The organism is Endozoicomonas sp. PH6C, assembly GCF_059322965.1.
This window is the reverse complement of the sequence record NZ_CP185342.1, coordinates 5,009,250-5,022,161: the sequence shown is the minus strand read 5'-3', so window position 1 is coordinate 5,022,161 and position 12,912 is coordinate 5,009,250. Positions and strand designations below refer to the sequence as shown.

The window sequence follows — 12,912 nt, the reverse complement described above, 5'->3', positions numbered from 1 at the left end:
ATGTCCAGTTCTAGCTTGGGGAGGCTGACCGGGAATAGACAGTCTCCTGGCAGTTACAGGAGGGTCATTATAAAGGGAAATGTTCAATTTCCCTAGAATCCGGATCGTTAGTTAATGTAATGTTCGGTTTTATATTCGTTTATCGCGAGAATGATTCTCTGTCCAGAGAGGGTTGAAGGGCGTTTTTAGCTCATGACTGTTTCAGCTCAGGGCTGTGCCGGTTGGACGATGTGTTCTGTCATCGATATCGGATAGTTATCGATACGGTTTGGGCAAAGTGGGTAAATCGACAGGCTTTGTCTTGGGTATATTGATTAAAAAGCAGCCACGGGAAGGTGCATAGCGTGATCTGTTTGAAATAAAGTGGATTCGAAAGGTTCCTTTCGTTGCGCATTTGAACGGACTGTTATTAAATAAAAATATAGGGAATTTTTATAACTAAAGCCGCCATGAGAGACAAACGTCAGGGTGTTGATGTCGATCAAACTGACGTTTCGTGGTGAAAAAAGCAGGAATCGTGTCTGTGTTTGGGCTGTTTAATAATAAAACAAGTGCTGTCCTTGGAGTGGACATCAGTTCGACCTCAGTGAAGGTGCTGGAACTGAGTCGTGGCAGTAAGGGCTACCGAATAGAAGCCTACGGTGAAGAACCTTTGCCACCCGGAACTGTGGTTGAAAATGTCATTCAGGAGCCTGAGGCCGTCGGTGATGCTATCAGGAGAGCTGTTTCCCGCAGTCGCAGTAGTGTGAAAAATGCTGCAGTGGCTGTTTCCGGTTCAGCTGTTATCACCAAGACCATCGAAATGGATTCCTCTCTCAGTGATGAAGAGATGGAAACACAAATCACCGTAGAAGCCGATCAGTATATTCCGTACGCATTAGACGAAGTAGCTATTGATTTTGAAGTCCTTGGGTTGAAGGAAAATAACCCTGAGCGGGCTGAGGTGCTTCTCGCTGCCTGTCGTCGTGATAATGTTGAAATGCGTGAAGAGGCTCTTGGACTTGGTGGTCTCAAAGCCAAAGTGGTGGATGTCGAGGCATTTGCCATGGAAAGAGTCTACGAACTGGTCAGTGATATGCTGGAGCTTCCAGAGGAAGATCCGGTGGTTGCTATTGTTGACATTGGTGCCAGCAGTACTTCGATCAGTGTGTTGAGTAATGGTCAGACTATATACACCCGCGAACAATTGTTTGGTGGTCGACAGCTTACTGATGAGATTCAGCGACGCTATGGCCTAAGCCCTGAAGAAGCAGAAAAGTCCAAACGTGAAGGGGGGCTTTCAGACGATTTTGAACCTGAAGTTCTGGAGCCTTTCAAAGAGGCGGTTGTGCAGCAGGTTTCACGATCCTTGCAGTTTTTCTATTCCTCCAGTCAATACAATGATGTGGATGCCATTCTTATGGCCGGAGGGACATCTTCTATTCCAGGACTGGCTGCTCTGGTTCAGGACAAACTTGGAACACAGGCATTGCTGGCCAATCCGTTTGCCAGAATGGCGCTCTCTCCAAAAGTGGATGCCAGTAAATTAACCGGCAGCGCTCCGGCTTTGATAATCGCCTGTGGATTAGCCATGAGGAGTTTTGACTAATGGCAAGGATTAACCTTCTCCCCTGGCGTGAACAACTTCGGGAAGAGCGCAAAAAACGCTTTATCGCCGCTTGGCTGATGACCATATTGGCCGGTGGCGCGATGATTTTCATGGCAGATATTTACACCGGAAATGCCATCAGTCACCAGCAAAACAGGAATCAGTACCTTCAGAATAAAATTGTTGAACTCGACAAGAGTATTGCTGAAATCAAAGGCCTCAGGGAGAAGCGAACCCAGCTTCTGGAGCGCATGGAGGTCATACAGAATTTACAGGGTAACCGCCCTATCATTGTTCGGGTGTTTGATCAGCTGGCTCGACTGATTCCTGACGGGGTGCACTTTAAGAGCCTCCAGTTTCAGGGAGACACTCTCAAGCTGGTGGGTGTCGCTGAGTCGAATAATCGTATTTCCAGCTTGATGCGTAATTTTGATTCCTCTGAGTGGTTTTCCGATCCCAATCTGACCGCTGTACGTAAGGTGACCCTTGGCGGAGAACGGATGAATGAATTTGATCTGACTGTGATTCGAACATCGCCTGAGAAAGAAGCCGGAGACGAATCATGAGTTTCGCAGATTCTTTAAAAAAACTGAATGAGCTGGATCTGGCAGAACTGGATCTGGAAAATGTCGGTGGCTGGCCATTGCCGGTCAGGGTTGTTGCCTGCGTACTGACCCTCGGGCTGGTGCTTTTTTTGGGTTATCAATTGCACTTAAGTAATCTTCAGAAAACTTACGACACTGTCATTTCAAAAGAGAAAGAGTTAAAAGATCAATTCAGAATCAAGGCTTTCCAGGCTGCGAATCTCGATGCTTACCGGCTTCAGATGGAACAGATGGAGGCTTCTTTTGGTGCTCTGGTTAAACAGTTACCGAGCGACACTGAAGTGCCCGGATTATTGGAAGATATCACTTTCACCGGACGTGGTGCTGGTCTGACGTTTGAGACCATCAAGTTGCAGCCTGAAAAAGCCACAGAGTTTTATATTGAGCTTCCAATCAGTATCTCAGTCGGTGGTAACTACCATGATATTGGCAATTTTGTCAGTGGAGTGGCCAGTCTGTCACGAATTGTGACGCTTCATGACTTTTCTATCACGCCGGAAAAAAATGGGCAGATGCTGAAAATGGAGATTCTGGCCAGAACTTATCGCTACAACGACAGGGAGTCTCAGTAATGAAGTATATACAAAGACTTCTGATTGTCTGTGCCGGAGGTGCGTTGTTGGGTTGTTCCGGAAACAGTGGTTTCAGTGATCTTGACCAGTATATGGCTGAGATGAAATCCAAGCCTTCCGGAAGAATTGAACCGCTGCCGACCTTTACTCCCTACGAGGCATTTACTTACAGTGCTTCTGGTTTAAGAAGTCCCTTTGAGCCGCCGGTCAAGTTGCAAGCCTCTGACCGGGCACTCAGCAGTAATGTCAAACCTGACAATGGTCGTGCCAGACAGTACCTGGAGCAGTTCGATATCGAAACCTTTGCTCTGGTGGGGTCTATCAGCAACGACGATGGGCTTTGGGGTTTGATCCGTGGTGACGACGGCATCCACCGTGTCAGGGTGGGTGATTATCTGGGTAAAAACCACGGTCGAATCACTTACATCGACGACAGTGAACTGCGAATTATCGAAATAGTGCCTGCGGGCTCTGACGTCTGGATTGAAAGACCCAGAAGTATGAGGCTGGATCTTGGCCAACCCTGATCGTTAAACATATGTTTGCAAGGACAGTCCGATCAGTTTCGAAATGGATTTCCCGCTTTGCCGTGCATACCTCACAGATCACGTCTTTTTTTGACGTGGAGACACAAGGTGTGGCTCTCGTTACAGTGCCTGTTGAAATACTTGCTGTAATGAGAGTTCCCATGGCTGATATGACAAGGTAGGCGACATCGCTGCAGGAAACTGGATTTTTCTGATGTCATGCCGATTAGAACAACAATTCTAAAATGCTAAGTGGGTTCACTAGATGAATAATAAGCCCGTGTTGAAAGCCAGCGCAGTACGAATGCTGCTGTATATAGTGTTGGCGTGGTTGCCGCTTTCTGTCTGGGGTGTAACACTCAAGAAAATGGATGCTGGCACCTTGCCGGGTGATATCGTAGAGCTGCGGCTGATGTTCGACGGCCCTGCACCTGAGGCAAAGGGTTACACGATAGAGCAGCCTCCCAGGATTTCTTTGGATCTACCGTTCACCCGCAGCGATCTGCCCAAATATAATGAAGTTGGCTTTCAGAACACAGAGAGTGTCACCGTGCTTGAGGCTGGAGGCAGAACCCGGCTCGTTGTTAATTTGAAAACAGCTGCCGGTTTTACCACTAAAGCGGACGGTAATGTTCTCTACGTTTATGTGGGCGCAGAAGGTTCTGATACCCGTTCAGTTCTTCCAACAGTAGCCAGTTCTGGTGCGCCTCTGGCTGATCCTGCCAGCCAGGGTATTACCCATATTGATTTCCAGAGGGGGGAGGAAGGAGAGGGTAATGTTGTTATTTCGCTCGCAGATCCTAACATTCCAATGGATATGAATGAGTTGGGTGGTCGCATTCGTCTGGAGTTTCAGGGGAATGTTCTGCCAGGCAGGTTACGCAACCGTCTGGACGTCATTGATTTCGCTACTCCCGTAAAATTCATTGATGCCAAGGTCGAAGACGGGAATGCAGTGGTTGTTATCGAGCCCAAGGGTGATTATAGCTACCTTGCTTATCAGGCAGATAACACACTGACAGTCAGTGTTAAGCCGGTATCCGATAAAGATTATGGTCGTGACCGGAAAGGTCTGGCCTATAAGGGAGACAAACTGTCCCTCAATTTTCAGGATATCGAAGTGCGCGCTGTTCTTCAGTTGATTGCTGACTTTACTGATCTGAATCTGGTGGCCTCAGATACGGTCAGCGGTAATGTGACACTGCGTCTGCAGAATGTGCCCTGGGATCAGGCTCTGGATATTGTTCTCAAATCAAAAGGTCTGGACAAGCGACTTGAAGGTAATGTCCTGACTGTGGCTCCAGCCGAAGAGATTGCAGCCAGGGAACGTCAGCAATTGGAGAATGACAAGCAGATTCGTGAGCTGGCGCCTGTTTACACCGATCTGATTCAGATCAATTACGCTGATGCACAAGAGATTGCGACGGTTCTTGCCGGTGAAGGGGAAGAGACCACTCTGCTGACTGAGCGTGGTTCGGTTCAGGTTGTGGCTCGTACTAACAGTCTTCTGGTTAAGGATACTCAGGAGAAGCTGGATGAGCTGCGAGCTCTGATTCAACGTCTGGATATCCCTGTCAGACAGGTGATGATTGAGGCGAGGATTGTCAATATGGACTCCGACTATGTGCGTGATCTGGGGGTAAAGTGGGGAGGCGCGACAGACTTTGATCGTTCAGCCAATCGGGATGTAGCTATCGGTGGTCAGGGGACTCAGGCGACTATCGTCGATGGTGTGCCAACTGTCCAGTTGCCAGACAACGCTCCCTTTGTTGATTTTGGCGTGACTGGAGCAAACGCCGCAACGTTGGCGATTGGTTTTGCAACCAACAGTACTCTGCTGAACCTTGAGCTTTCAGCCATTCTGTCAGATGGTGGTGGTGAAACGGTTTCTCAGCCAAAAGTGATAACCGCTGACAAGACCAAAGCAGTGATCAAGTCAGGTAAGGAAATTCCTTACGAAGAGAAAACATCCAGTGGTGCGACCTCTGTAGCTTTCAAGGATGCCGTGCTGTCTCTCGAAGTGACTCCGCAGATCACGCCTGAGGGCAGTATTATTATGGATGTGACGGTTACCAATGACTCTCAGGGTGCTGATGCGCCTAATGGTGTTCCTACCATTAATAAGAATGAAGTGAATACCCAGGTGCTGGTCAGAGATGGTGAAACAATTGTTCTGGGTGGAGTATTTACCAGGGAGAAAAAGAAAGGGACAGTTAAGGTGCCAATGTTGGGCGATATTCCTTATGTTGGAAGATTGTTTAGAAAAGATACCTATTCAGATGATAAGGCCGAATTGATGATCTTCATTACACCTCGAGTGGTCAGCGATAATATTACCCTGCGTTAATTCCCGCATCCCGGTAGGTTCAGACCTTCCGGGATCTCTTCCAAAAAAATGCCCTATAATGGAATCCGCACTGATAGAGGAATCTTGTTATGGATGGCCGCTCCAATCACCTTTACGAATCTGACTATTACCAGTGGGTGCAGCAGCAGAAAAAACTGCTGGAAAACCGTCAGTTTGATCGGCTTGACCTGGATAATCTCATTGAGGAAGTTGAGGGTATGGGTAAGAGTGAGCCAAGGTCGCTGGAGTCTCATCTGGTGGTTTTGCTGCAGCACCTACTGAAGTATCAGTATCAAACTTATATCCTGAATCCTCAGATGCCTGAGCCTAAAGTGTTTAGGTCATGGTTTGGGAGTATCCGCAATGCCAGGGATGATGCTGGCAAAGTATTACTTGCCAACCCTTCGCTGTGGCCAAGGCTGGATGGATTGTTTCTCTCGGCTTACAAAGAAGGCAGGAAGCGGGCCATACGAGAGATGAATGACTATCTTCCGAAACAAAAGTGGCTGACTGAGGATAGTTATCCGGAGTGTTGCCCCTGGTCGTTTGAAGAGGTCATGACAGAAGATTGGCTGCCTTGAGTTGATCTCTGTATTCATCTAACAAAAAACGGGAGTGAAAGCTCCCGTTTTTTGTTGTCAGCATGACTCAGGATGCGCTAGGCTCAGCCTCACATGCAGGCAGGAAGTCAGGCTAACAAAGACAATGCCATTGAGAAATATTTATCTGGTAGGCCCTATGGGGGCCGGTAAAAGTACGATCGGGCGGATGTTGGCCAAAGAACTGGGGCTGCCATTTTTCGATTCAGATCATGAGGTTGAGGCACGCAGTGGTGCTGAGATTCCCTGGATTTTTGATGTTGAGGGCGAAGAGGGCTTTCGGCAGCGTGAAATACAGGTAATACGGGATCTCTGTTCCAGACAGGGTATTGTTCTTGCCACAGGTGGTGGGGCTGTGACCAGACTGGAAAATCGCCAGCAGCTGGGTACCAGCGGGGTGGTTGTCTTTCTCAAGGCATCAGTAGCAGCGCAATTGATCAGAACCGAGAAAGACAAGAAAAGGCCTCTGTTGCAAAGGCCTGATCGAGAGCAAGTGCTGACTCAACTGTTGAGTGACAGAGCGCCGCTCTATTCCAGTATTGCCGATATCGAGCTGGATACAGAGTTGCTATCACCCAAAGCACTGATCAGTGAAATCATCCGAACCGTTGGCAAGTTGCCATAAGCCAGGAAGAAGCCTTCGGATCATTTAATTGATGGAAGGTTTTTTAGAAAAAGAGAGAGACGTTTGATGGAAGAGTCGAACATCCTTGAACTGAATGTGGATCTGGGTGAGAGAAGTTATCCCATTTTTATCGGTTCAGGCCTATATGCGGGTGCTGCCAGACCTGAGTTGCTCCAGCCCTATATCAAAGGACAGCAAGTAGCTGTTGTCACTAACGAAACCATTGCTCCCCTCTATCTGGATAGGGTGCGCAATCTGCTAGATGGCTTTGACCTGACAGAAGTCATTCTTCCTGATGGAGAAGCGTTCAAGAACCTTGCTACCCTTGAGAGAGTGTTTGATGGCTTGATTGAAGCTCGTCATACCCGCAAAACCACATTGATCGCTCTGGGTGGCGGTGTGGTGGGTGATATCACAGGTTTTGCTGCCGCCGCCTACCAGCGCGGTGTTGATTTTATTCAGATTCCAACCACTCTGCTGTCCCAGGTAGATTCTTCTGTTGGCGGGAAAACCGGTGTCAATCATTCTTTGGGCAAAAATATGATTGGCGCTTTCCATCAACCCAATGTTGTCCTGATTGATACTGACTCTTTGAATACACTTCCAGAGCGTGAGTTTTCTGCTGGCGTTGCCGAAGTGATCAAGTACGGTCTGATCTGTGATGACTCCTTCTATCAGTGGCTGCAGGCAAATATTGAACGAATCATGGCAAGGGATCGGGAGGCGCTGACTTACGCGATCCACCGTTCGTGTTCTGACAAAGCACAGGTAGTGGCAGAGGATGAAAAAGAGTCCGGGCTCAGAGCTATTTTAAATCTGGGTCATACCTTTGGTCATGCCATTGAAACACATACTGGCTATGGCGAATGGTTGCATGGGGAGGCCGTTGCTGTCGGTATGGTGATGGCTGCTGAGCTCTCTTGCCGACTGGGTCGGATTGCCAGAGCAGAAGTACAGGAGGTTGTGGCTATTCTCAAGGCAGCAAATCTGCCTGTAGAGCCTCCTGAGGGTATGTCACCCGATCGCTTTGTTGAACTGATGTCCGTCGATAAGAAAGTGCTGGATGGAAAATTGAGGCTGGTGCTTTTAGAGCAGATTGGTAAAGCCATTGTGACAGAACAGTTTGACCGGGGTGTGCTTGATAAGATGCTGAGTGAGGTGTGCAGGATATAGAGCTTATTGCTTATTGTTCTTTTTATGTATTTGTGATTCAGGGGTTGGCTGTGTAAAATGGTTGGCCCCTTGTCTTTTGTGGCGAGGTTAAACGTCTGCAACTTCGACCTATTTTTCATGAAGTAGTAGTTAAGGGTATACTCTTTTTTGAATTAAAATCCATAAAAATGAATTAATATTCTTTGTGTGTGGTTACCCCCCCCCCGCAGCAAAGCCGTTCTGGCTCGAGCCAGGAATGCAGCCAGCATCACAGTATGAAGACCGCAGGGGGTGGGAGAGCTGCATTTTTATAGAATAAAGCGCCTTGGCAAAACGAGAACAATGATCGTCTGGAAGCCTGGTCGGTAACAGAACATTCCGGCTTCCAGAGTGACAGAAGTTTCAAGGTATATAATAACTTACGATGAGAGAGTGCTTATGAAAGCAGGTCTGTATAATCCCGGGGAGTTCAGGGATAACTGTGGTTTCGGGCTTATAGCACACATGGAAGGAGAGAAAAGTCATAATCTCCTGACAACCGCGATAGAAGCGCTTACCTGCATGACGCACCGGGGTGGTATTGCCGCAGATGGAAAAACAGGCGATGGTTGTGGTTTATTAATTCAGACGCCTGACACCTTTTTCCGCACTGTTGTTAAAGAGCAACTGGGTAAAGATCTTCCAGCCAGCTACGCTGTGGGGATGCTATTCCTGAGCCAGGATGAAGCGGTAGCTGATCATGCCAGAAAAACACTTGAAGCCGAGCTGGAAAAGAAAAAACTGGTAGTGATTGGATGGCGAAAAGTACCCGTCAATAGTGACTGTCTCGGCCCTATTGCCTTAGATCAGCTACCCGTTATTGAACAGGTGTTTGTAGGGTATCAGGGTGAGTTGGAAGAAGAAGAGTTTTCAGCCCGCCTTTATATGGCACGGCGCTTCACCAACATGGCACTTGAGCAGGATCAAGACTTTTATATCTGCTCCCTGTCGACTCAGGTAGTGACCTACAAAGGTCTGATGATGCCCGTAGATCTGGCTAACTTTTATCAGGATCTGGGTGATCCCAGGTTCGAAACTGCGATCTGCGTATTCCATCAGCGCTTCTCTACGAATACCATGCCTCGCTGGAAGCTGGCCCAGCCTTTCCGTCTACTGGCTCATAATGGTGAAATTAACACCATCACCGGTAACAGAAACTGGTCACAGGCTCGTCGAAACAAATTCAAATCAGAGTTGCTGCCTGACCTGGATCAGATCTATCCCCTGGTCAACCGAACCGGATCCGATTCGTCAAGCCTCGACAACATGCTTGAAATTCTGGTAACCGGCGGCGTTGACCTTTATCGGGCTATCCGAATGCTGGTTCCACCTGCCTGGCAGAATGTTGATACCATGGATCCTGGCCTCAGGGCTTTTTATGAATACAACTCCATGCACATGGAACCCTGGGATGGTCCTGCAGGTCTGGTTATTACCGACGGCCGTCGTGCGGTTTGTGCACTGGATCGTAATGGTTTGCGTCCTTCTCGCTGGGTCATTACGAAAAACGGGTTTCTGACCGTTGCTTCTGAAGTGGGGGTTTACGATTACCAGCCTGAAGATGTTGTGGCAAAAGGTCGTGTTGGTCCGGGTGAAGTTTTGGCCATTGATGTTGAGTCAGGTGAATTGCATCAGGCCCACGATATCGATGAGCAGCTGAAGACTCGACAGCCCTACAAAAAGTGGTTGAAGCAAAACTCTTATCGTATCCGTTCCCGTTTCAGGGATGAAGATCACAAGATCGAGCACCTGGATTCAGAGCTGCTGAAGGTTCATCAGAAGATGTTCTCGGTCAGCTTTGAAGAGCGTGATCAGGTGATTCGTCCCCTGGCTGAGAGTGGGCAGGAAGCTGTAGGCTCAATGGGTGACGATACACCAATGGCGGTTTTGTCAGGTCGTGTGCGTTCTGTGTATGACTTTTTCAGGCAGCAGTTTGCCCAGGTTACCAACCCACCTATCGATCCTTTGCGTGAAGCAATAGTGATGTCCCTGGAAACCTGCCTGGGACGTGAGAAAAATATATTCGAAGAGACGCCAGAGCATGCGAGCCGTGTGGTACTCAAATCGCCAGTGCTGTCGACAACCAAATTCCTGAATCTGATCAATGCTCATCATCAGCATGATGATCTTGATGTGCTTTACATCGACATCAATTACAAGCCTGAAGAAGGCTTAAGGTCCGCCATTGAGCGTATTTGTGATGAGGCAGAGCAGGCTGTGAGAGACGGCAAGGCTCTGATTCATCTGAGTGATCGTAATATCAGTGATAACAAGCTGCCGGTGCATGCAGCCATGGCTACCGGTGCTGTTCATCACAGACTGATTGATACGGGCCTGCGTTCCGATGCCAATATTCTGGTAGAAACGGCAACAGCCAGAGATTCTCATCAGTTTGCGGTACTGCTGGGCTTTGGTGCTACGGCGATTTATCCCTATTTGTCCTATGAAATTATTCATGACCAGATTCGCACCGGGGAGATTCTCGCAGACCCACTGGATGCCTACAAAGCTTACCGCAAGGGTATCGATAAAGGTCTTTTGAAGATTCTTTCCAAGATGGGAATCTCCACCATTGCTTCCTATCGTGCTGCGCAGCTGTTCGAAGCCATTGGTCTGTCTTCTGAAGTGGTTGACCTCTGTTTCAAAGGGGTTCAGAGCCGTATTGAAGGCGCCGGCTTTGAAGCTATTCAGCAAGATCAACAGTTGCTCTCAGGGACTGCCTGGAAGAAGAGAAAGCCCATTCAGCAAGGTGGTCTGCTTAAATACGTGCATGACAGTGAGTATCACGCATTCAATCCTGATGTCGTTCAGCAACTTCAAAAAGCCGTCTCTACGGGTGATTATGAAGAGTTTCGTCGTTACTCCAAACTGGTCAACGAAAGACCGGTTGCCACCCTGCGTGATCTGATGGGCCTCAAAACTGCCGATCAGGCTCTGGCTATCGATGAAGTTGAACCAGCTGCAGACATTCTCAAGCGATTCGACTCCGCTGCTATGAGTCTTGGTGCTCTGTCTCCGGAAGCCCATGAAGCCCTGGCTGAAGCGATGAACCGTCTGGGTGGTCGTTCCAACTCGGGAGAAGGGGGTGAGGATGAAGCGCGCTTTGGCACTAACCGGGTTTCCAAAATAAAGCAGATTGCTTCTGGTCGTTTTGGTGTAACGCCCCATTATCTGGTTAATGCGGATGTCTTGCAGATTAAAGTGGCGCAGGGAGCCAAGCCGGGTGAAGGGGGGCAGCTGCCGGGTGGCAAGGTGAACAAACTGATTGCCAGACTGCGTTATTCAGTACCCGGTGTGACACTGATTTCACCTCCACCGCACCATGATATTTATTCGATTGAAGATCTGGCTCAGCTGATCTTTGACTTGAAGCAGGTGAACCCGGATGCGCTGGTCTCCGTAAAACTTGTATCAGAGCCAGGTGTTGGTACCATCGCTGCCGGTGTTGCCAAGGCTTATGCTGACCTGATTACCATCTCGGGCTACGACGGTGGTACTGCTGCTAGTCCGCTGACGTCTATCAGGTATGCCGGTTCTCCCTGGGAACTGGGTCTGACAGAGGCTCATCAGGCACTTAGAGCAAACGATTTGCGTGGAAAGGTCCGTCTTCAGACAGATGGTGGTATCAAAACAGGTCTGGATGTGGTTAAAGCGGCCATTCTGGGTGCTGAAAGTTATGGTTTTGGTACAACGCCCATGGTTGCAATGGGTTGTAAGTACCTGAGAATCTGCCATCTGAATAACTGTGCAACCGGTGTTGCAACCCAGGACCAGCATCTCAGGGAAAATCACTTCATCGGTACAGTTGAGATGATCATGAACTTCTTCACTTTTGTGGCTGAAGAAGTGCGTGAATGGCTGTCAGTGCTGGGTGCTAAAAGCCTTGAAGATGTTATTGGTCGTACAGAGTTGCTGGAGCTGCTTCCCGGTGACACTGACAAGCAAAAAGGCCTCGATCTGACGCCGATTGTCCGCAACGATCTGATTCCTGAAGATAAGCCCCATACCTGTCAGGTTGAACGTAACCCTTCTTTCGACAAGGGTGAGCTGGCAGAGGTTATGGTTGAAGCCTGTCTGCCAGCCATCGAAAGTGGTGAAGGAGGTGAGTTTGAGTTCACGGTGAGCAACTGTGACCGCTCAATTGGTGCAAGATTGTCGGGTGAGATTGCCAAACGTCATGGTAATCAGGGTATGGCAGACAGTCCGGTCAAGCTGAATCTGATAGGTACCGCTGGACAGAGCTTTGGAGTCTGGAATGCCGGTGGCCTGGATATGCGTCTGGAAGGAGATGCCAACGACTATGTGGGTAAAGGGATGACAGGCGGTAACCTGATTATCCGTCCGCCCCGGGGAAGTGCTTTCAATTCTAATGAAACCTCTATCATTGGTAACACTTCTCTTTATGGTGCCACCGGTGGTCGCCTGCTGGCCGCCGGCCGTGCCGGTGAACGTCTTGCTGTGCGGAACTCTGGTGCTACCGCTATTGTCGAAGGTGCCGGGGATCACTGTTGTGAGTACATGACAGGTGGTCTGGTCGTTGTATTGGGCGAAACAGGTCATAACTTTGGCGCCGGTATGACTGGTGGCTTTGCCTACGTATTGGATCTGAAGCGCAACTTTGTTGATCGCTACAATCACGAACTGGTGGATATTCACCGAATTGATACCGAATCCATGGAAGATTATCAGTCTCATCTGATGGGTCTTCTGGATGAATATGTAAAAGAGACAGGCAGTGAATGGGGGCGTGAACTTCAGGAGGAGTTTTACGACTATCGGGGTCGTTTCTGGCTGGTGAAGCCAAAGGCGGCCAGTTTGGACTCATTGCTGGCGAGTACACGCGGGCGTCCTGAGTAGG

Annotated in this window: 9 protein-coding genes; all 9 read left to right on the top strand. The window is 48.8% G+C overall.

Annotated elements, in window-relative coordinates; translation table 11 throughout:
- The first annotated feature begins 523 nt into the window (after positions 1 to 523).
- On the top strand, positions 524 to 1,588 hold the full coding sequence (locus ACOMG9_RS18620; protein WP_422134905.1) for a pilus assembly protein PilM: 1,065 nt from the start codon (positions 524 to 526) through the stop codon (positions 1,586 to 1,588).
- Positions 1,588 to 2,154, top strand: a complete 567-nt coding sequence (locus tag ACOMG9_RS18615) for a PilN domain-containing protein (protein WP_422134904.1) — start codon at positions 1,588 to 1,590, stop codon at positions 2,152 to 2,154. Before ACOMG9_RS18620 ends, ACOMG9_RS18615 begins: the two co-directional genes overlap by 1 nt.
- Positions 2,151 to 2,765: a type IV pilus inner membrane component PilO gene (locus ACOMG9_RS18610; protein WP_494529229.1), complete on the top strand. Its 615-nt coding sequence runs from the start codon at positions 2,151 to 2,153 to the stop codon at positions 2,763 to 2,765. The genes ACOMG9_RS18615 and ACOMG9_RS18610 overlap by 4 nt, the downstream gene beginning before the upstream one ends.
- Complete coding sequence (locus ACOMG9_RS18605; RefSeq protein WP_494529228.1) at positions 2,765 to 3,292, top strand: pilus assembly protein PilP; 528 nt, start codon at positions 2,765 to 2,767, stop codon at positions 3,290 to 3,292. Before ACOMG9_RS18610 ends, ACOMG9_RS18605 begins: the two co-directional genes overlap by 1 nt.
- Positions 3,293 to 3,557: 265 nt before the next feature.
- Positions 3,558 to 5,639, top strand: a complete 2,082-nt coding sequence (locus tag ACOMG9_RS18600; protein ID WP_422134901.1) for a type IV pilus secretin PilQ — start codon at positions 3,558 to 3,560, stop codon at positions 5,637 to 5,639.
- Between the two features lie 89 nt (positions 5,640 to 5,728).
- Positions 5,729 to 6,220 (top strand): DUF29 domain-containing protein, encoded by a 492-nt coding sequence (locus tag ACOMG9_RS18595; protein ID WP_494529227.1) that lies wholly within the window; start codon positions 5,729 to 5,731, stop codon positions 6,218 to 6,220.
- 124 nt (positions 6,221 to 6,344) lie between these two features.
- A complete protein-coding gene (gene aroK, locus ACOMG9_RS18590) occupies positions 6,345 to 6,863 on the top strand; it encodes a shikimate kinase AroK (protein WP_422134899.1) in 519 nt (172 codons plus the stop codon).
- Positions 6,864 to 6,944: 81 nt separating this feature from the next.
- Positions 6,945 to 8,036, top strand: a complete 1,092-nt coding sequence (gene aroB, locus ACOMG9_RS18585) for a 3-dehydroquinate synthase (RefSeq protein ID WP_448218658.1) — start codon at positions 6,945 to 6,947, stop codon at positions 8,034 to 8,036.
- Positions 8,037 to 8,453: 417 nt separating this feature from the next.
- A complete protein-coding gene (gene gltB, locus ACOMG9_RS18580; RefSeq protein ID WP_448217993.1) occupies positions 8,454 to 12,911 on the top strand; it encodes a glutamate synthase large subunit in 4,458 nt (1,485 codons plus the stop codon).
- Position 12,912 lies beyond the last annotated feature (1 nt).